Origin of the sequence: Saccharopolyspora shandongensis (assembly GCF_900106995.1) — a bacterium.
Lineage (GTDB): Bacteria > Actinomycetota > Actinomycetes > Mycobacteriales > Pseudonocardiaceae > Saccharopolyspora > Saccharopolyspora shandongensis.
Genome location: NZ_FNOK01000023.1, coordinates 1 through 18,561, shown reverse-complemented (window position 1 = coordinate 18,561; position 18,561 = coordinate 1). Strand labels below are relative to the sequence as shown.

Here is an 18,561-nt window from a genome sequence, read left to right as displayed (position 1 = left end):
ACCGCGGACATGACAAAACCATCGGGAACGGCGCAAGAAGCGCACGCCGGCATCGAACTCGAGTCCGAGTTCGAGCACAGCCCGGTCCCACCGTCCCACCGGAAGTCGCTCCTGACGGTTTCGGCCGTCTGGTTCGGATTCCCCATGATCCTCACCAACGCCGTGCCCGGTGGCCTCGTGGTCGCCCTGCTCGGCTTCTGGCGAGGCCTGGCCGCGATCCTGGTGGCCAACATCATCATGTTCGCCTACGTCAGCCTGCTCAGCTACCGGGCCGGGCAGACCGGCAAGAGCTTCTCGCTGCAGGCGACCGAGACGTTCGGAACCGCCGGGTACGCGATCGCCTCCGGCTTCCTGTCCACAGTGGTCGTCGGCTGGTTCGCCTTCAACACGGGTGCGACCGGGGCGAGCCTCAACGAGGCGTTCGGCTGGAACGAGACCCTCGTGGCCGGGGCGGCCGGCATCGTCTTCATCGCCGTCACCTACCTCGGCATCAAGGCGCTCTCCTGGCTCGGGGCGATCGCGGCGCCGCTGTTCATCATCGCGGCCGGCACCGCCATGGTCGTCGCGGCGAGCAACGGCGACTTCGGGCGGATCACCGAATTCCACGGGGCCGGCGGCGGCGCCATGACGTTCGGCGTGGCGGTCACCACGACCATGGCGACCTTCGCGGACTCCGGCACCATGACGGCCGACTTCACCCGGTGGTCGAAGAACGGCCGCCAAGCCGTGTGGGCCACGGCCACGGCGTTCCCGGTGGCGAGCCTCGCGCAGCTCAGCGGCGGCGTCCTCGTCGCCGCCGGCGCGATCGCCTCGGCCGAAACGGGCGGTGGTGACTTCACGCCCATCCTCACCGGTGTGGGAAGCCCGATCCTCAACGTGCTCGTCGTCGTGTTCGTGGTGATCAACCTCGGTTCGGTCTGCACCCACTGCCTCTACAACGGGGCGCTGGGCTGGTCGCACCTGGTCCGCTCCAAGATGCGGCTGCTCACCCTGATCCTCGGCGTGATCGGCGTGGTCGTGGCGCTGCTCGGCGCCTGGGACTACTTCGTGAACTGGCTGTCGATCCTCGGCGTCCTGGTGCCGCCGCTGGGAGCGGTGCTCATCGCGGACCAGATCATCCTCCGCGGCCGCCTGGCGGGCCGCGCCGAGACCAGGTTCCGCCCGACGGCGTTCATCGCGTGGGCGGCAGGTGCGGCGGTCGCCCTGCTCGTGCACGTGGCGGCGCCGTCGTTCTCGGACGCGGTGGTCGGCCTGCTGGTGGGACTCGTGGTCTACCTGGCGATAGAACTGCCGCGCAAGCAAGCACGCCCGCAGGTGTGAGGAGAGGGCCCCGACGGGGCCCTCTCTGCATTCCGGGCTGGCGGCACGGCCCGGCGCCGATGCGGCAGGCGGCGACAGGACGGCAGGAGGTCCTCCGGGGTTCGCTTCTCGGCGCCGGCCGGCCCGTGTCGCGGCGTTCAAGATTCCGGCTCGGTCGTTGGACGTGCTCCGCAAAGCGGTCAGTCGTCGGCGAGAACCTGTTCCAGCCACATGGTGTGGACCGGGCCGTCGCCGAGTTCCGCGTTGCTGGCCAGTCGGCGGTGCAGCGCCACTGTGCTCGCGATGCCTTCGACGTGGAACTCGGCGAGCGCCTGCCGCGCTCTGGCGTAGGCCTGCCGGCGGTCCCTTCCCCAGCAGATGAGCTTCGCGATGAGCGAGTCGTAGAACGGGCTGATCCGATCCCCTTGCGAAATACCCGTGTCCACACGCACACCCGGGCCGCCGGGCAGCTGCAGTGCGGTGATCTCACCCGGCGTCGGGGCGAAGGCGCGCGTCGGGTCTTCGGCGTTGATGCGCAGCTCGATGGCGGCACCCCGGCACTCGATCGAGTCCTGATCCAGCGCGAGCGGGGCGCCACCGGCGATTCGCAGCTGCTCGGCTACGACGTCCACGCCGGTGATCGCCTCGGTGATCGGGTGCTCGACCTGGACGCGCGCGTTCATCTCGATGAAGTAGAAGTTCTCGTCGCTGTCGACCAAGAACTCCACCGTGCCGGCGTTCCGATAGCCGACGCGCTCGGCCAGTCGCACCGCCGCCGAGGTGACGGCCTGCCGGGTCTTCTCGCTCAGGGCCGGCGCGGGCGCCTCCTCGAGGAGCTTCTGCCGGCGCCGCTGCACCGAGCAATCCCTTTCGAAGAGGTGCACCACGTTGCCTTGCTCGTCGGCGAGTACCTGCACCTCCACGTGCCGCGCATTGGGAACCGCACGCTCGAGATAGATCGTCGCGTCCCCGAACGCCGAACGCGCCTCCGCCTGGGCTCCTGGCAACAGGTCCAGCAGTTCTTCGGCATCGCGGACCGGCCGGATTCCCCGGCCGCCCCCGCCCGAGGCTGCTTTGAGCAGCAGCGGGAATCCGAGTTCTCGGGCCACCCGCGGCGCGTCAGCCGGATCGGTGATCGGGCCGCTACCAGGCACCACTGGGACGCCAGCGATCTCGGCGGCGCGTCGCGCGGCCGCCTTGTCGCCCATCTGCTCCAGGACCGCCGGCGGCGGCCCGATGAACACCAGGCCTGCCTCATCGATCGCCTGGGCGAAGGCGGCATTTTCCGACAGGAATCCGTAGCCCGGGTGCACCGCGTCCACGTCGGTGGATCGCGCCGCCTTGAGCAGCACATCCGGGTCCAAATAGGACTTCTGCGCGGCGGACCGGCCGATGTGCACCGCATCATCGGCCATCTGCACCCACCGCGCGTGCTCGTCGGCATCGGAGTAGACCGCCACCGCTTCGATGTCCGCCGCGTGACACGCGCGGATGATCCGAACGGCGATCTCGCCGCGGTTGGCCACCAGCACTCGCCGCAGCCCGGTCATGACTCGTCGACCTCGAACATCGTCTGGCCGACGTCCACCTCGTCGCCGTCGTCGAGCAGAACCCTGCTGACGCGGAACGCCCGGTCCGCCTTGACCTCGTTGAAGGTCTTCATCACCTCGATGAGCCCTAGCGTCTGCCCCTGTCGCACAACGCTACCGGGTTCGATGAACGGGTCCGCGTCGGGCGACGGGCGCCGGTAGAAGACCCCGGGCATCTGAGCATCCACTGTAGACATCGCTTCCCCCCTTGAACAGCGCTAAGCGGGCGCAACCGCCGCCCGCGCCTTTTCCAGACGTGCACGCCGCTCGTGTCGGGCGGCCATCGCCGCCTCGATGTCCACCGGCGCGAAATGCACTCGACCCCCGGTCCTGGTCTGCGCCATGCGGTCCCGGTCCACCGAGATCACCGTGCCGATGGTCGCGTACCCACCGCCGGTGACCGCGTCGTTGAGCAGGACGATCGGCTCGTCGCCGCCGGGAACCTGCACCGAGCCGACCGGGTAGCCGAGGTCGACGACGTTGGCCTGGTCGCTGCCCGCACCGAACGGCTGCTCCCGTTCGATGAAATCCAGCGATCCGCCGCGCAGCCGGTACCCGACCCGGTCGGCGTCCTTGGTGACCTTCCACTCCGTGCTGAGGAACGATTCCAGCGCGCGCTCGGTCAACCGGTAGGCGCACAGCCCGATGACGAACCGGAGTTCGGTCGCCGCCGGGAAATCCGGGCGCAGCTCCTCGGGTACCTCGGTGCCGGCCGCCGGGGCCGGTCCGGGCTCACCGAGCGGTAGCTGGTCGCCGCTGGTCAGCGCACGCCCCTGGAAACCCCCGATACCGGTGAGCATGTAGGTCGAGCGCGAGCCCAGGTAGGGAGGCACGTCGATACCGCCGCCCACCGCGACGTACGGTCGGGCACCAGTGCGGACCTGCTGGACCGCCAGCACGTCACCTGCCGACACCCGCAGCGCCTGCCAGGCGGGGGCGGGTTCCCCGTTGATCGTGACGCCGCTGTCCGCGCCGGTCACCGCGACGGTGCGCGAGTCGGCGAATTCCAGTTCGGGGCCGAGGTACGTCGCTTCCAGGGCAGCAGCCCCGTCGGGGTTGCCGACGAGCAGGTTGGCCACCGCGAAGGAGTACTGGTCCATCGCGCCCGACGGCGGCATTCCGATGGCGTACCGCCCGTCTCGGCCGGTGTCCTGGACGGTCGTGGACAAGCCGCCCGAGCGCACGATCACGAAGCTCACCGGTACAGCACCTCCAAGAGCCGGCCGTTCACCGCGTCCGGGTCGGCGAGCAGTTCCGCCGGGACCAGCTCCACGTCGCGGATCCGGTAGCGGAAGTGCCCGACCTCCACTTCCGAGCGGGTGCGGTCGAATTCGTCCCGATCGATCGCCCGGTACCGCAGGACATCGCTGGGCCGCGGGAACGCGATGTCGTCGGCGAAGTCCGGCAGCCGCTGCGCGAGGTCGAACACCGGAGCGGGAGCAATCCCGAAGAGCTGGTACCCACCGGCCCCGCGCACCGGGTAGACCACGGCGAAAGCCCCGCCGTAGCCGAATGCTCGTTCCGGCGTGTCGGTCCGCGGACGCACGTATTTCGGCACCTGGATCTGCCGGTCGCGCGGCACCATCTGGTAGCAGAACGGCAGTCCCGGGACGAAACCGAGCATGGTTACCAGGAATGGCGCCGCGGTGATCGCCTCGATCAAGGCCCGGACATCGGTGAAACCGTTGATGCGGGCGGCGTATTCGAGGTCCGTGGCGTCCGGATCCTGGTGCCGGTCGCGGAACTTCAGCAGGGTTTCGCGGGTCCACGGATCGTCGAAGAGCACCGGCACGTCGACGATGCGGGTGCGCACCGCGTGGTCGTCCGGCAGCTCGCCGGCCGTGTGCTCCAATCTGCGCAGTTCTTCGACCAGTTCGGCCGGGTGCAGGCGATCTGGGTTCAACCGCACCAGGTACGAGGCGTTGGACGGGCAGATGTCGATGACTCCGTCGATGTTCTCGCGGCGCAGCGCATCGGTGATCGCCATCGCCTTGAGGTTGGCTTCCAGGCTCATCTCGCGGTCGAGCTCGACGAAGACGAACTCGTCGCCACCGAACTCGTAGCGCGCCGGCGGCAGCTGAACCTCCATCGCGGTCACGGCCCACCCCCCTCGCCAACGAATGCGAGTTGAGGATGCGCCGCGGGACCGCTGCGCGCAGCTTGGTCGTGCGTGGGTGAGGCACCTTCGGGTGAGGTGGTGTTGTGACCGCTCTGCGTGCGGGGGTCCCGGCACCTACCATCAGCGGCCGACCTGGAGGTGACCAGTTGCGCACTCTCGTCGATCTCAATGCTGACGCCGGGGAGAGCTTCGGACGGTGGCGGCTCGGTGATGACGCCCGCCTCATCCCGCTCGTGACGTCCGTGAACATCGCGTGCGGTTGGCACGCCGGGGATCCGGCGACGATGAGCCGCTCCGTCGAACTGGCGCGTGACGGCCGGACATCGATCGGCGCGCACCCGGGTTTCCCCGACCTCATCGGCTTCGGCAGGCGGGCCTTGTCGATGAGCCCGGGGGAAGCCGCCCGGGCGTGCCTGTACCAGTTCGGTGCCCTGCAGGCGATCGCCGCCCGCCACGGTGCCGTGATCTCCCACGTCAAACCGCACGGTGCGCTCTACGGCCTGGCGGTCAGAGACGACGCCGTCGCCGAAGCCGTGGTGGAGGCCTTCGCCGCTGCGGCCCCCGGCGTGCGGGTCGTGCTCCTGGCCGGGCCGGTGGCCGAACGTCTCGCCGAGCGGGGATTCCCGGTGGTGCGGGAGGCCTTCGCCGACCTGGACTACGACGAATCCGGCCACATCATCATCGAGCCGGATCCCCGGGCCAAGTCCCCGCAGCGCTGCGCGGACCAGGCGATGGCGGTGCTCCGCGGCGAAGTGACCTCCGTCGCGGGCACGCCCATCGCGGTCGACGCCGACACGATCTGCTTGCACGGCGACCGACCGAACGCGGTGGAGATCGCGGAGGCGATCCGCGACCGGTTCGCCTCCGAGGGGGTTCGCCTGGTTGCGATGGCCGAGGTCGCGGACGCGCGGTCCTGAATCAGACTGCCGGCAGCAGGTGGTCCGAGGACTCGATGCGCGAATCGCCCAGGTGATCTCCTTCCGGGCTGAACGGCGGCACGGTGCACGGCACGCAGTCGGCCACCAGCAACGAGTCCACCGCTCGCTCCTCGGGGCCGGCGCTCACCACCGCGGTACCGTTCGGCGCCCAGATGCCGGAATTGCCGCGGTACTCCCACTGCCCGCGTTCCGACACCTCCCAACCCCGCCGATTGGCGTAGGCGACGAACACCCGCCACACGGCCGCCATCGCGGGAATGATGTGCTCGGTGGCATCGGGATAGGGAACCAGCGTCGGAGTCCCGTCCTGCAGCGTGAAGTGCCGGTCGGCAGCCGTCGGACCGACGATCAACCGCGCACCGCGCCGGACCAGGCTCTGGTAGAGCGGCGGGAACTCGCACTCGTAGCAGTTGAGCAAGCCGACCGGGAATCCGTTCACCTCGACCACCGGCGGAATCTCTTCGCCGGCGGTGAAGTTCACGCGTTCGGCGGCACCATACAGGTGCGTCTTCCGGTAGTTGGCGATGAGCTCGCCGTCGGCGGCAACGGCCACCGAATCGTGCAAGGCGCCGCTTTCCGCCCGTTCCACGTAGGGCAGGACGACTGCGACCTCATGCAGTTTGGACAGCTTCCGGGCAAGTTGGACGGACTGGCCGTCGTACGGTTCCGCCAGCAGTTCGCACTGCTCGCGCCCGAGCGCGTAGCCGGTGTTGAAGCACTCGGGGAACGCGCAGAGCTGGCTCTCGTAGCCGGCCGCCAGGGCCAGAACTTCCTCCATCCTTGAGAGGTTCTCCGCCTTCGCGGTCGGTGAACCCGCCGGGTTCTCGCCCTGGAAGATCGAAACCCGGATTCCGGTACCGGGCCGTGGTGGTTCGCGGTCGACCAACCTGCTGATGATTCTGACGGGACGCATGGCTCTCCTCTCCCGATCAATTCACAGTGGAGACGAACTCTTCAACAGCGGCCGTGAAATCCTCGACCGCCTCTGGCGTGAAATCGCTGCGGACGACGACGCGCATCACTTCGACGTCGTCCAGTTCCGGTGGAAGCGTGTAGACCGGCACCGCCCAGCCGCGGTCGGCCAGGTGCATCGCCAACCGCCGCAACTTGATCGGCGGCTCCGCGGCCAGTGCCACCACCGGCAGCTCGCTGCCGTCACCGAGCAGCCGGAACCGCCCGGTGCCGAGCAGACGGACGGCCAGCTCTCGCGCCAGCGACCTGGAACGCGCGTGCACTGCGTGGAAACCGGCGAATCCGAAGCGAACGAAGTTGTAGTACTGAAGGACAACTGGCGCTGCCGACCTGGAGAAGCTCAGTTCGTAGTGGGTGTCGTCGCCGCCGAGGTAGTTGATCCGAATCCCCAGTTCGGGGCTGCGCCGGCCCCGGTCGCGCCACAGCAGCCAACCCAAGCCCGGCGGGACCATGCCCGACTTGTGGCCGGAGGCGTTGATCGAAACCACCCGCGGGATGCGGAAGTCCCAGCGGAGATCGGCGTCCAGGAACGGTGCGATGAACCCGCCGGATGCGGCGTCGACGTGCACGGGCACGTCGATCCCGCGCTGTTGGTCGAGCCTGTCCAGCTCGGCCGCGATCTCGGCGATCGGCTCATAACGTCCATCCAAAGTGGAACCCAGGATGCCGATCACGCCGATGGTGCCTTCGTCGCACAGATCCGCGGCCGCAGTGCCGTCGAGGGCCAGCCGCCCAGCCCTGGCCGACGCGATGCGGGCCTCGACCCCCCAATGGCGGCAGAACTTCTTCCAGCAGGCGTGCGCGCCGGCTCCCATGACGAGGTTCGGGCGGGACAGCTCACCCCTGGTGCGTTCCTGCCAGCTCCGCAGCAAGGAGACCCCAGCCAGCAGAGCGGCCTCGCTGGACCCCGTGGTGGCGCTGCCGACCACTCGTCGCGAATCCCCCTGCCACAGCGCGCCGATCATCCGCACGCATTCGCGCAGCAGCTCGTCCATCGCCGGGTACTGCTCGCGGTCGACCAGGTTGTAGTTCAGGTAGGCGCGGTAGAGCCGCTGGGCCTCCGGTTCGATCGATGTGGTGAGGAAGGTCGCGAGGTTCCGCTCCGGACGGCAGCCGCCGCGCAACCTGCCCGCCACGGCATTCAGCGCTGCATCCGCGTCCATTCCGAAATCCGGGATCCCGCGCCGAAGGTGCGTCGAGGAACATAACGGTTCCTCGGCCGCGTTCGCCAGAGCAGCCATGTTTGAACACTCCTGTTGCTGGTGGTGTGCGACGACATCGGCCACGCTACGAGCCATCAGGAGCAAAGCGCCATGAACAATTCGGCCCAGCGCTTTCGTACTAGTGCCGCACCCACCTGACCGCGCTGGGCCGTCTGGGGTATCTCCTGCGGCATTCGAGCGATTTGATCGGCGTTTCAGTTATCCCCGCTGGTCGCGTGGCGAAATAGGAAGTGCTGATCGACGAACCGTACCGGGCGACCCCGGCCGAACCGCCCGAGTGGAGGCGTTTGATGGCCCGTTCCCACGACCGGGCGCTAGACATGGCGATTACCGCCCTGCTGCACGAGGCCGTTGAGCATTCACGCGCGATGCGCCAGGTCCTGCACCAGGTCGGCCAGCTTGCTGCGCTCCGGATCGAGCTGACCCGACCAGACGAGAACGACGACGGTTTTCCCAAAGTCGCTGCGTACAGCCACGTGCTGTCCCCGCTGACCAAGCGGGAACGGGAGGTGCTCGACCAGCTCGTTCGCGGCCACTCCAACAGGGAGATCGCACGGTCGCTGGGCATATCGGAGCGCACGGTCAAGAACCACCTCCGCAACATCTTCACCAAGCTGGGCGTGGGCGATCGAACTTCAGCGGTCGTGAAAGCTCTCGGCAGCAAGAACTAGCCCCAACGCCCCTTGCGCAGACGCCGGGCCGGACCGGCGGACGGCACCACGGCAGCTCAACGAACTCGGTGAGGCGCTGCACGCACCGAATGGCGGGAATTGTCGGCGGTGCATTCTGGGAAAAGGGCGCACCGGATCGGGTAGTGGCTGTTTCAACCGCCCAGTGCACGTGGTATCGGACAACGGAGCGCCTTGCACGGCACGCTGTGGGCCCGCACGGCAAGAAAGAGGATCTTCACAGGCTTTGGCCTGAGAAGATCCTCTTCGCCGCCGGGCTGACGAGATTTGAGCCTGCGCCCTTTGGCCCGAGGTCATGTCCACAAGAGACAGCGACCAGCGAAATCCTTGATGCGCAAGGCGAACTGGTGCGGTTCAGTCGCGGCGCCGACCTGGTCGAGGCCGGCGCCGCGGCGGTTTCAGCGCAGCTTGGCGAAGAACTCCCGGACGTCGTCGATCAGCAGGTCGGGAGCCTCCATCGCGGCGAAGTGGCCGCCGCGGCTGAATTCGGACCAGTGCACGATGGTGTGCTCCGGCTCGAGAGCGCTCCGGATCGACACGTCCATGGGGAACACCGCGACCCCGGTCGGCACCGTGGAACGCGCGCTCGCGCCCCAGGCTCCGGCATGCGCGGTCTCGTAGTAGCAGTTGGCCGAGGACCCGGCGGTGCCGGTCAGCCAGTACAGCATCACGTTGGTGAGCAACAGGTCCCGGTCCACCGCGTCCTCGGGCAGCTCGGCTGCCGGATCGGTCCACTCCTTGAACTTCTCCACGATCCAGGCCAGCTGCCCGACCGGGGAGTCGTGCAGCCCGTGCGCCAGGGTCTGCGGCCGGGTGATCTGGATCATCGCGTAGCCGGACTGCTCGGTCTTCATGTACTCCAGGTGCTTCAGCCGCGCCTGCTCGGCCGCGCTCAGCTCCCCCACCCGGTCCGGGTCGACCTCGGTGAACGCGGAGAGCCCGTTGGCGTGCACGCCGACGACCTTGTCGGGGTTGAGCCGGCCGAGCCCCGGGGAGATGACCGCACCGGTGTCGCCGCCCTGCGCGCCGTAGCGGTCGTAGCCGAGCCGGCTCATTAGCTCGGCGAACGCCCTGGTCACCCGGCTGGTGTCCCAGCCGGCCTCGCCGGTCGGCCCGGAGAACCCGCTGCCGGGGATCGACGGGATCACCAGGTGGAACGCGTCCGCCGGGTCGCCGCCGTGCGCCCTCGGGTCGGTCAGCGGGCCGATGATGTGCAGGAACTCCACGATCGAGCCGGGCCAGCCGTGGGTCAGGATCAGCGGCAGGGCGTCCGGCTCGGGCGAGCGCACGTGCAGGAAGTGGATGTTCTGCCCGTCGATCTCGGTGGTGAACTGCGGGTACTCGTTCAGCTGCCGCTCGTACGCGCGCCAGTCGTAGCCATCGCGCCAGTACTCGGCCAGTCCCTTGAGGTAGCTCGCCGGCACCCCGCGGCTCCAGCCGACATCGGGCAGGTCCGCGGTCCACCTGGTCCGGGCGAGCCGGTCCCGCAGGTCGTCCAGGTCGGCCTGGGGAACGTCGATGGTGAAGGGCCGGATCTCGCTGTTGTGCTCCATGCCGATGACTCTAGGAACCAGCTAGGTCAGCTTCGGTCCTAGCACGATGGCAGACTTCGAGCCATGTGGGAAACCTCGGCACGACTGCTGCGACTGCTCTCGCTCCTGCAGACCCGACGCGACTGGTCAGGCGCCGAACTGGCCGCACGACTGGAGATCACTCCACGCACCGTGCGCCGCGACATCGACCGGCTGCGCGGCCTCGGCTACCCCGTGCTGGCCACGGCGGGCACCGCCGGATACCGGCTGGGCGCCGGCGCGGACCTGCCGCCGCTGCTGCTCGACGACGACGAAGCGGTCGCGGTCGCGATGGGCCTGCGCACGGCCGCCGGCGGTTCGATCACCGGCATCGAGGAGACCTCGGTACGCGCCCTGGCCAAGCTCGAACAGGTGCTGCCGTCACGGCTTCGCCACCGGATCAACGCCCTGCAGTCGGTGACGGTGCCGATGGCCAACACCGGCCCCACCGCCGACCCGGACACCCTCACCGCCATCGCCGCCGCCTGCCGCGATTCGCTGCGCCTGCGCTTCGACTACCGCACCCACGACGGAACCAGCAGCATCCGCACCACCGAGCCGCACCGCCTGGTGCACACGGGCCGGCGCTGGTACCTCATCGGCTGGGACGTCGACCGCCAGGACTGGCGCACCTACCGCGTGGACCGCCTCAGCCCGCGCACGCCCACCGGTCCCCGGTTCACCCCGCGCACCCCGCCAGATCCCGACATCAGCGGCTACACCTCACGAGCGATCTCCACATCGGCCTACCGCTACCAAGCCCGCTTCACCCTGCACGTCAGCGCCGAGACCGCGGCGGAGCGAATCGCCCCCACCACCGGAGCGCTGGAGCCGATCGACGAGCACAGCTGCACCCTGCGGACCGGATCCAACTCGCTGGACGAACTGGCGATCTACGTGGCGTCCAAAGGATTCGACTTCCAGGTGCACGAACCCCCGGAACTCGTCGAGCACGTCAGGGGGCTGGCAGCCCGACTCGCCAACGCGACGGATTAGCGGGGGCAGGTGCGCTGGTGTCCGTTGCGCAGCACCGCTTCGCCCGCGGGATGCCGTTCGTGCGCGTAGCGGCGGGGACGTCGCCGACGAAACGCGCCCGGCCCTCGCCGGCGCTGCTGGAAGGGCGCGCGACGACCTCCGCCTCTACCGCCGCCGCCGGGCCCGGTGCTGGACTTCGACCACGACACCTTCACTGCGCAGGAGGCCGTGACGATGGCACACGCCGCACGGGGCGGATCTGGAGGTCTGCCCCGGTCTTGGCCACCTGAGCGATCTTGGTGTCGCGGTCGTGTGGCCGGGAGTTCTCGGGCGCTGATCTCGGACCCGCCACATCCCATCGGGGAGGTCTTTCCATGTCGGACATCGAGTCGACGACCGCCGGGCAGAAGCCGCGATCGGACGCGTGGCAGTCGGCGCTCACCGTGGTGCAGGAGGCGGAGCCTCCCTTCATCCCGGAGGGTGCGCACGCGATGACCGTCGTCGTCGAGTTCCCGCCGGGCGACCCTGGCACCCCTGCGCATCGGCACCCCGGACCGGCCTTCGGCTACGTGCTGGACGGCGAGATGGTGTTCGAACTCGAGGGCGAGCCGGCGCGTGTCGTCCGGGCCGGCGAGGCGTTCTGGGAGCCAGGTGGCGACCTCATCCACTACCAGGACGGCAACAACCGCGACGACGTCCCGGTGCGCTTCACCGTCACCATGCTCTGCGAACCGGGCAAACCGATGCTCACCTTGGTGGACGAGGAAGAGCTCGTCCGGCGCGAGAACCGCCGGGCCCCGCGCACGAGCTGACCGCGAGACCCGTCGTGTTCAAGGCCCGGACATCTCCGAGAACACGGAGGTCGACGAAATGAAGATCGCTGTCATCGGCGGGACCGGGCTCATCGGCTCGCAGGTGGTCAAGATCCTGAACGCCAGTGGGCACGAGGCGGTGCCGCACTCGCCGTCCACCGGTCTGGACCTGCTGAGCGGGCAAGGCCTGCCCGAGGCGCTGGACAAGGCCGACGTCGTCGTCAACTTGACGAACTCGCCGACCTTCGACGAAGCCTCGCTCGAGTTCTTCCAGAAGACCATGGACAACCTGCTGGCGGCCGCCGAGGCAGCCGGCGTCGGCCACGCGGTCGTCCTCTCGATCGTGGGCGCCGACCAGGTGCCGGGCCTGGTCTACTACCGCGCCAAGGTGCTGCAGGAGGACATCCTCAAGGCCGGCTCCGTGCCTTACTCGATCGTCCGCGCCACGCAGTTCTTCGAGTTCATCGACGCGGTGCTGTCCTGGACCGCCGACGAGAAGACCGTCCGCCTGCCCGCCACGCGCGTCCAGCCCATGGCCGCGGCCGAAGTCGCCCGGGCCGTGGCCGACGTCGCCGTGGGCACTCCGCTGCAGGGCACCCGCGACGTCGCCGGGCCCGAGGTCTTCACGCTCGACGAACTGGGCAAGATCGCCCTCGCCGCCCGTGGTGACCACCGAACCGTCATCACCGACAACAGCGCCGGCATGTTCGCCGCCGCCCCGGGCGACGCCCTCATCGCCAAGAACGACGCCGTCATCACCAAAACCTCCTACCGGGACTGGCTCACGCGCTGACGCCGTGATCTTTCCGGCGGCCGCCGACGGCTCGGTGAGCTGCGTCGTGGTCAATGCCGCACTCCTGCCTGCGGCCTGAGGCGGTCAGCTCATCCGTCGTGCTGGAGGGTCCACAAGTGAAGTGCGGTCCCGTCCTCGGCCGCCGTGTACCAGGTGCCGCGGCCCGCCGAGCGGGGAGAACCCGAGATGGCGAAGGGATAGTCGATCCGGCCACGCACGGTCATCGTGCGCACGTCGACGAGCCAATGGCGGGGATCCGCGGCGCTCTCGATCCCGGCCACGATGGTGTCGTCGTCCGGGAACGCCGCCTCGTAGTCCCAGCAGGGACGGTCGTCGCCGCTCTGCGGCACCGCGTCCGCGGCGTTGAGCCGCCGCAGTTCCACGCCATCCTCCGCGCGGCGCAAGTAGAGGGACCACTGCCCCGGGTCCGTTGCGACGAGATGCTCCCCGGATGGGCTCACCGCGAGGAAGACCTCCTCGACGAACCGCTGGATGCTGAACTTCGCGCCGTCCCAGTGTCCCCACAGCACGGGCGACTCCTCGTCGCCCTCACCGACGGTCAGCCCCATGTACGCGGGATTCGGGTGCGGGGAGTGGAATGAGCCCGATCCCACGGTCATCGTTTCGGCACGGGCCAGCACCCTGCCGTCGGCGGGGTCGAGGATCAGCCACTCCTCCTCGACGTCCTCTCCCGCGTAGTTGCGGACGTGCGCCCACACGAGCTTGCCGTCCGAGGAAAAGGCGGCCGATCCGCTGTCGGCATGGCCGTGGTAGTAGTCGTCGGCGTACTCGGCGAACGACGCGTGAGCGTCGGTGCACACCGCGGCCGACCAGCAGCCGTGCCGAAGCTCCCACCGCACGGCGCCGGTCGGATCCACCGCTTGCAGCGCGTGCACCCCGGCGAACACGGCGAGATCGGCCTCGGGAGAGACCGCCACCGAGCCGAAACGGCGCGGCCACGGTGCCGGGAAGCGAACCACTGCTGCCGGATCGTCCAGGTCGCGGACGACCAGTTCGGCGTCCCCGCGCTGCACCAGCAGTTCGCGCCCGGGCCAGTGCCGCACCTCTGGCGCGTCCGCGGACGCCGGATCCAGCGGAGCATCGACGGTGGCGACGAGGCGAGCGGCGTACTGCCCAGCACTCGCTCGGACGGAATCTGTAGGCATGCCGGTATCTATACCTGAGCCGCTGGGCGACCGGTACGTCGAGCGAGCCGGAGCGGGCAGCCCGGCTGCCGGCGGCCTCGGCGGCCCCTGCTTCGCCGGGACCATCGCGACCGGTAGCTTCATCCACGCACTGTTGGCCATCGCGATCACCACGGCCGCCGGGCCGGCTGTCCGTTCACCGCGGGCGCCGGACGCAGCGGCTGGACGGGAGCCTTTCGTGACCACCGCACTGATCATCGGCGACCTCCAGCAGGGCATCACGAGCAACTACCCGTTCGCCAGGCAAGTCCTACCGCCGCTCACCGAACTGCTCCCACGCGCCCGCGCGGCCGGTGCTCTCGTCGTGTTCGTGCGCTTCGCCGTCCGCGGCAACGGAGCCGATTTGCCGCCGGGCAACGCGATGTTCAGGACGTTCCACGAAGCCGGGGACACCTTCCACGAGGGATCGGCCGGCACCGAGATCGATCTGCCGGTCACCGACGAGGACGTCGTCGTGCTGAAACGCCGCGCCAGCGCCTTCGCCGGCACAGATCTGGACCTCGTGCTCCGCGCCGGCGGCGTCGACTCCCTCGCGATCGCCGGAGTCGCGACCAGCGCGATGGTGGCTGCGACGTGCTACGACGCGGCGGACCGCGGCTACCAAGTGACCGTGCTGCGGGACGGTTGCGCCGACGGCGATCCGGCAATGCACAACTTCTTCATGGACGCCGTCTTCCCCAGCCGGGGATTCGAGGTCGTGCCCTGCGCCGACTGGTCCTAGAACTCCGCTCTGGGCCGGGAAGCCACCCGCCGGGGCGGCTAGGCTTCCGGGTCGGCGGTCGTGGACTCGGCGGCGACCGGCTCCGCTTCGAACGCCGCGACGTAGCCCCTGCCGAACACCCAGCGCACCTCGTCCTCGTCGTCGACCAGCACCAGCTCCCAGTTGCCGAGCCCGTCGTGCCTGAGGAACCGCCACGTCAGCCAGGTGCCCGGCGCGTCGAGCGCCGCGGTATGCGTGGGCTGCACGACGATCGCCGTGTACGCGCCCATGCCGAGCTTCCACTTGTGCACCAGGGCGTCGCCGTCGGGGGTGCGGTTGACCGTTCGCTTGCCGTCGTCCGATTCCAGGAACCGGTTGCCGACGATCTCCGCCACCGGCGCCTTGTCGCCGAGCGACACCGGCTCGATCGGACCGTTCAGCAGGCTGTGCACGGGCAGCCCGTGGTCGTGGATGATCCCGTCCCCGTCATCGGTGACGCTCAACGACGAGTACTCGAGCTTGGGCAGATCGCCGCGCCAGACGACCTGGTCGCCGTCGTACACCGCGAAGGCCCCGTTGTCTTCGAGGCGGAGCGCGCCCACGGCGCCCGCCGCCCACGCCGTCGCACCGTTGTCATCGCGGATCACCGCACGGCCTTCGGCGTCGTAGCGCAGAGCCCACACACCGGACGGTGACGTGACCGGGGCACCCAACGTTTCCAACTGGCTCAGCAACCGCGGCATTTCGGCTCCCCCGTTCCTGCGGTCGGACAACCCGACGACACGTTATGCGCACGGCTCGCGAACAACCCATCGCAACCGGCTGTCTTGCCCTTCCGCGCAACGAGCTGTACCCGCGGGGCAGGCGTCGGACTGTCCCGCCACTCGACGGGAGTGACGGGGCAAGCCTGCGCGTGCCGGTCAGCGGTTGCTGGTCGGCACCGTGAACGACGGGCGACCGATGGGCAGCTTCTTCGTGTTCAGCAGCAGGTAGATGTCCAGGTACGGTGCCCGGTCGCCGTCGGTGGCGGTGTCATCGGCCGGGTCGTCCAGGGCCAGTTCGAGCTGGACGCCATCGACCTCGATCGTTTCGCGGGAGGGCGTGTCGATCCAGTCCGGAAGGGCGCGATGGCGCCGCTGGGCCGGACGGTGCCGATCCCGACGGCCAGGTGGTGGCCGGCCTTCAGCGTCCAGTCGGTCGACTTGAGGTCGAGGGCCGTGGTACCCGAGCCCAGCACGGCGGCGTGCTCGTCGAACATGACGGCGGTGCCGTCGGGGGCGACGTCGTAGAGCTGGATCATGGTGTTGCCGCGCCCCACGGCGTTCAGGGAGATCCGCGGCGTGCCGGTGAGCCGGATGTCCTGTTCGAGCGGCTGGGACCACGCGGTGAACGTGTTCTCGGCCGTGGGGCCGCCTTCGGCCCCGTCGTCCACATAGGAACCACCGCCGAGCGAGATGGTGGCCGAGCGCTCCACGACCGGCCAGGTGTCCTGGGCACGCCAGGTGCCGGTGCTGTCCTGGATGGCGAAGTTCGGGTAGTCGACCGTCGGTTCGGTGCCCTTGAGGTACTGGTCGTAGAAGGAGATCGTCTCCTCGAACCAGCCCTCGCGTCCCATTTCCAGCCATCCGTCGGGGGTGCGGTCGTTGCCGCGCTTGTGACCCCACTGACCGAGCCAGCCGCGCTCGGGCCCCCGGTGGTTGTCGACGCCCTGCGCATGCTGCGGCCCCGTCCGCTGCGAACCCGCGCGGTAACGCGAGCAACGTGGACGGCATTCGGCGAGTCCCTCGGTTCGTCGTCGAAGAGGGCCTCGCCGAATCGCACGATCACTGCCGGGTCGTCACAGGCTGTACGCCCACAACTCGTACACGCCGTTGTTGTGCCGGCACTCGTGCGGCAGGTTCGGGCCCCCTCCGGTCATGTCTTCCCAGGCCTTCTCGCACTGGGCCGCGGTGTAGTACCAATGCCCCGTGTAGGTCCAACCTTCCGCTGCTGCGGGCGTTGCGGTGGCCGCCAGCACACTGAGCCCGAGAACGGCGCCGATTGCGAACTTCTTCACCAGAATCCTCCCGTTGACCATCATGCAGTTGCGCTCCAGCCGAATCGAGACGTTCGACGCGCTCTCATCGGGCAAAGCGGGAGCGCCGCACCAACCGTTGTGCCGACTGGGATTGATCGGTGCCGATGACGATGACGCAACAGCACCGGCTTCGACTCCCCCATGGCTTGACGGATGCGCAGGCCCGCACTGCCCGGCGACCGCAACTGGCGGTGAAAATTTCACGTGCACCGGGACGAAAGCCATTCGCAGCACGGAGCCCTGCCCGAACATCCATCCTTCTTGACCCGTTCGTGCGGCCGACCGACCGTCGCACGCGCCCGGATCGGCCGACGGCCATACGAACGCACTGAACGGCGACGAAGACGGGCCCGGGATGCGGCATCGGGCACGGCTCGCCCGGAACTCAACTGCGGGCCAGGGCGATTACGCCGAACAGCCGGTCCCCGGCCTCGTAGATGAAGTACGGCACTCCTCTGCCCGTCCCGAAGGCCGGTGCCGCACGTCCGTCTTCGGGCGCTGCGAACCGCGGAATCGTAGAAGATGCCGAGGTCGTCGCGCCGGTCGAAGTCGTAGCACCACTGGGAGCAGCGCGGCTGGGTCCGGCAGGCACCGATCAAGACCGAGTCCCGCATCGACCGACCGCGCGCGGCGACCACCGCGCCGGCCGGGCCGGTCACCATCACCGGGATCCCCTGGGCGCAGCACACCGGCATCGACCGGGTCGAGGTCCGCGCCGACGGCGGCGCCTGGCAACCCGCCGAGCTCGCCGCCGACGTCAGCCACGACACCTGGCGGATGTGGCGCGCCACCCGGGACCTACCGCCCGGCGAGCACGTGGTGGAGTGCCGCGCCACCGACCGGGCGGGACATCAGCGGATCCCGCAACGCCAACCGGTCGTGCCCGACGGCGCAACCGGCTGGCATTCGGTGCGATTCACCTGCACGCCGTGAGCGCCGCGCCGCCAGGATCGGGGCGACCGGGATGGGCGGCACCATCGTGTCGCCCGCCGCTTGGCCGGCCGGCTTTCCATCGGGTTCAAGAGGATTTGCGCTGACGTGTCCACCTGGGACTCGCGGTTGCGGCGCGACCGGGATGGATCCGACGAGGCCACCGACGAGGATGAGGTGCAGGGTGAGTGGAACCGTTCGCAACGCCCGGTAGCGATAAGGGTGTGACGGCCTCGTGCGAGCACATCGCTCGCCCTACGATGGTGTCGTCGTGCTGCTCCGACTCGCCAACGGTCACCTGCTGCAGCTCGTCGTCGCTGTTCCCGCTTACAGCTCGTTTCAGAATGACGTTGGTAGTTGGCGGTAGCAGATCAGGACGCATCCGAGTTGGAGGAGTCCGAGATGGATGTCGGCTCGTCGTTCGTAGCGGGTGCGGAGTCGTTTGAACTGGTGCAGCCAGGCGAAAGTGCGTTCTACGACCCACCGGACGGTGCCGAGTCCGGAGCCGTGGTCGGTGTTCTTGCGGGCGATACGCGGGACGATTCCCCGATCACGCAGGGCTTTCCGGTGGTGGTCGTAGTCGTAGCCGCGGTCGCCGTAGAGCCAGCGCGGCCGCTGCCAGGGCCGTCCGCGTTTGCCGCGGATCGTGGGCAGGGCTTCGACAAGCGG

The 18,561-nt window shown here is 69.1% G+C and carries 19 protein-coding genes; 7 read left to right on the top strand and 12 right to left on the bottom strand.

The window, feature by feature from the left end; all coding sequences use genetic code 11:
* Nucleotides 1-9: 9 nt before the first annotated feature.
* Entirely contained in the window at nt 10-1,320 is a 1,311-nt protein-coding gene (locus BLW84_RS23620; RefSeq protein WP_093268895.1) for a cytosine permease, read from the top strand.
* A gap of 179 nt (nt 1,321-1,499) precedes the next feature.
* Here BLW84_RS23620 and BLW84_RS23615 read toward each other — a convergent pair whose 3' ends face one another.
* The 4 genes from BLW84_RS23615 to BLW84_RS23600 are packed head-to-tail and all read right to left on the bottom strand — an operon-like array spanning nt 1,500 to nt 4,977.
* Nucleotides 1,500-2,849 carry an acetyl-CoA carboxylase biotin carboxylase subunit gene (locus BLW84_RS23615; protein ID WP_093268891.1) on the bottom strand — a complete coding sequence of 450 codons (1,350 nt, stop codon included), beginning with the start codon at nt 2,847-2,849 and terminating at the stop codon, nt 1,500-1,502.
* Nucleotides 2,846-3,085 carry an acetyl-CoA carboxylase gene (locus BLW84_RS23610; protein WP_093268888.1) on the bottom strand — a complete coding sequence of 80 codons (240 nt, stop codon included), beginning with the start codon at nt 3,083-3,085 and terminating at the stop codon, nt 2,846-2,848. The genes BLW84_RS23615 and BLW84_RS23610 overlap by 4 nt, the downstream gene beginning before the upstream one ends.
* 21 nt (nt 3,086-3,106) lie before the next feature.
* Nucleotides 3,107-4,087 (bottom strand): 5-oxoprolinase subunit C family protein, encoded by a 981-nt coding sequence (locus tag BLW84_RS23605; protein ID WP_093268886.1) that lies wholly within the window; start codon nt 4,085-4,087, stop codon nt 3,107-3,109.
* Entirely contained in the window at nt 4,084-4,977 is an 894-nt protein-coding gene (locus tag BLW84_RS23600) for a 5-oxoprolinase subunit B family protein (RefSeq protein ID WP_245761335.1), read from the bottom strand. The genes BLW84_RS23605 and BLW84_RS23600 overlap by 4 nt, the downstream gene beginning before the upstream one ends.
* Before the next feature lie 176 nt (nt 4,978-5,153).
* Here BLW84_RS23600 and BLW84_RS23595 point away from each other — a divergent pair, with 176 nt between their 5' ends.
* On the top strand, nt 5,154-5,924 hold the full coding sequence (locus tag BLW84_RS23595) for a LamB/YcsF family protein (RefSeq protein ID WP_093268881.1): 771 nt from the start codon (nt 5,154-5,156) through the stop codon (nt 5,922-5,924).
* A 1-nt stretch (nt 5,925) separates the two neighbouring features.
* Here the strand turns inward: BLW84_RS23595 and BLW84_RS23590 are convergent, their stop codons facing one another.
* Nucleotides 5,926-6,858, bottom strand: coding sequence for a nitrilase-related carbon-nitrogen hydrolase (locus tag BLW84_RS23590; RefSeq protein WP_093268878.1), 933 nt, complete (start codon nt 6,856-6,858; stop codon nt 5,926-5,928).
* A 16-nt stretch (nt 6,859-6,874) separates the two neighbouring features.
* Nucleotides 6,875-8,158, bottom strand: coding sequence for a glutamate decarboxylase (gad, locus tag BLW84_RS23585; protein ID WP_093268875.1), 1,284 nt, complete (start codon nt 8,156-8,158; stop codon nt 6,875-6,877).
* A 212-nt stretch (nt 8,159-8,370) separates the two neighbouring features.
* Between gad and BLW84_RS49950 the strand changes: the two genes are divergently transcribed.
* Nucleotides 8,371-8,811, top strand: coding sequence for a helix-turn-helix transcriptional regulator (locus BLW84_RS49950; RefSeq protein WP_281247437.1), 441 nt, complete (start codon nt 8,371-8,373; stop codon nt 8,809-8,811).
* A 416-nt stretch (nt 8,812-9,227) separates the two neighbouring features.
* On the opposite strand, the gene BLW84_RS23575 is transcribed toward BLW84_RS49950, so the two are convergent.
* Complete coding sequence (locus BLW84_RS23575; RefSeq protein ID WP_093268872.1) at nt 9,228-10,382, bottom strand: epoxide hydrolase family protein; 1,155 nt, start codon at nt 10,380-10,382, stop codon at nt 9,228-9,230.
* A 63-nt stretch (nt 10,383-10,445) separates the two neighbouring features.
* Here BLW84_RS23575 and BLW84_RS23570 point away from each other — a divergent pair, with 63 nt between their 5' ends.
* The 3 genes from BLW84_RS23570 to BLW84_RS23560 all read left to right on the top strand — a co-directional run bounded on the left by BLW84_RS23570 (nt 10,446) and on the right by BLW84_RS23560 (nt 12,980).
* Nucleotides 10,446-11,396, top strand: coding sequence for a helix-turn-helix transcriptional regulator (locus tag BLW84_RS23570; RefSeq protein WP_093268870.1), 951 nt, complete (start codon nt 10,446-10,448; stop codon nt 11,394-11,396).
* 353 nt (nt 11,397-11,749) lie between these two features.
* Entirely contained in the window at nt 11,750-12,187 is a 438-nt protein-coding gene (locus BLW84_RS23565) for a cupin domain-containing protein (protein ID WP_093268867.1), read from the top strand.
* A gap of 58 nt (nt 12,188-12,245) precedes the next feature.
* Nucleotides 12,246-12,980, top strand: a complete 735-nt coding sequence (locus tag BLW84_RS23560; protein ID WP_093268864.1) for an SDR family oxidoreductase — start codon at nt 12,246-12,248, stop codon at nt 12,978-12,980.
* Nucleotides 12,981-13,069: 89 nt separating this feature from the next.
* On the opposite strand, the gene BLW84_RS23555 is transcribed toward BLW84_RS23560, so the two are convergent.
* Complete coding sequence (locus BLW84_RS23555) at nt 13,070-14,146, bottom strand: hypothetical protein (protein WP_093268860.1); 1,077 nt, start codon at nt 14,144-14,146, stop codon at nt 13,070-13,072.
* Between the two features lie 217 nt (nt 14,147-14,363).
* Between BLW84_RS23555 and BLW84_RS23550 the strand changes: the two genes are divergently transcribed.
* Nucleotides 14,364-14,906, top strand: coding sequence for a cysteine hydrolase family protein (locus tag BLW84_RS23550; protein WP_093269025.1), 543 nt, complete (start codon nt 14,364-14,366; stop codon nt 14,904-14,906).
* Between the two features lie 38 nt (nt 14,907-14,944).
* Here BLW84_RS23550 and BLW84_RS23545 read toward each other — a convergent pair whose 3' ends face one another.
* The 4 genes from BLW84_RS23545 to BLW84_RS23525 form a co-directional block, all read right to left on the bottom strand.
* Nucleotides 14,945-15,628 carry a hypothetical protein gene (locus BLW84_RS23545; protein ID WP_093268856.1) on the bottom strand — a complete coding sequence of 228 codons (684 nt, stop codon included), beginning with the start codon at nt 15,626-15,628 and terminating at the stop codon, nt 14,945-14,947.
* Nucleotides 15,629-15,864: 236 nt separating this feature from the next.
* Nucleotides 15,865-16,500: a hypothetical protein gene (locus tag BLW84_RS23540; RefSeq protein WP_093268853.1), complete on the bottom strand. Its 636-nt coding sequence runs from the start codon at nt 16,498-16,500 to the stop codon at nt 15,865-15,867.
* Nucleotides 16,501-16,722: 222 nt separating this feature from the next.
* The gene (locus tag BLW84_RS23535; RefSeq protein WP_093269023.1) at nt 16,723-16,941 is read right to left on the bottom strand and encodes a hypothetical protein; all 219 of its coding nucleotides are present in this window, start codon (nt 16,939-16,941) and stop codon (nt 16,723-16,725) included.
* A 1,290-nt stretch (nt 16,942-18,231) separates the two neighbouring features.
* Nucleotides 18,232-18,561, bottom strand: a 330-nt coding sequence (locus tag BLW84_RS23525; RefSeq protein WP_143061066.1) for a transposase, incomplete at its 5' end; no start/stop codon positions are given.

What these genes read in the sequence shown, in the direction of transcription:
- BLW84_RS23620 (WP_093268895.1), top strand. Translation starts at nt 10, where the DNA reads ATGACAAAACCATCGGGAACGGCGCAAGAAGCGCACGCCGGCATCGAA.
- BLW84_RS23615 (WP_093268891.1), bottom strand. Translation starts at nt 2,849, where the DNA reads ATGACCGGGCTGCGGCGAGTGCTGGTGGCCAACCGCGGCGAGATCGCC.
- BLW84_RS23610 (WP_093268888.1), bottom strand. Translation starts at nt 3,085, where the DNA reads ATGTCTACAGTGGATGCTCAGATGCCCGGGGTCTTCTACCGGCGCCCG.
- BLW84_RS23600 (WP_245761335.1), bottom strand. Translation starts at nt 4,977, where the DNA reads ATGGAGGTTCAGCTGCCGCCGGCGCGCTACGAGTTCGGTGGCGACGAG.
- BLW84_RS23590 (WP_093268878.1), bottom strand. Translation starts at nt 6,858, where the DNA reads ATGCGTCCCGTCAGAATCATCAGCAGGTTGGTCGACCGCGAACCACCA.
- gad (WP_093268875.1), bottom strand. Translation starts at nt 8,158, where the DNA reads ATGGCTGCTCTGGCGAACGCGGCCGAGGAACCGTTATGTTCCTCGACG.
- BLW84_RS23575 (WP_093268872.1), bottom strand. Translation starts at nt 10,382, where the DNA reads ATGGAGCACAACAGCGAGATCCGGCCCTTCACCATCGACGTTCCCCAG.
- BLW84_RS23570 (WP_093268870.1), top strand. Translation starts at nt 10,446, where the DNA reads ATGTGGGAAACCTCGGCACGACTGCTGCGACTGCTCTCGCTCCTGCAG.
- BLW84_RS23565 (WP_093268867.1), top strand. Translation starts at nt 11,750, where the DNA reads ATGTCGGACATCGAGTCGACGACCGCCGGGCAGAAGCCGCGATCGGAC.
- BLW84_RS23560 (WP_093268864.1), top strand. Translation starts at nt 12,246, where the DNA reads ATGAAGATCGCTGTCATCGGCGGGACCGGGCTCATCGGCTCGCAGGTG.
- BLW84_RS23555 (WP_093268860.1), bottom strand. Translation starts at nt 14,146, where the DNA reads ATGCCTACAGATTCCGTCCGAGCGAGTGCTGGGCAGTACGCCGCTCGC.
- BLW84_RS23545 (WP_093268856.1), bottom strand. Translation starts at nt 15,628, where the DNA reads ATGCCGCGGTTGCTGAGCCAGTTGGAAACGTTGGGTGCCCCGGTCACG.
- BLW84_RS23540 (WP_093268853.1), bottom strand. Translation starts at nt 16,500, where the DNA reads ATGGGACGCGAGGGCTGGTTCGAGGAGACGATCTCCTTCTACGACCAG.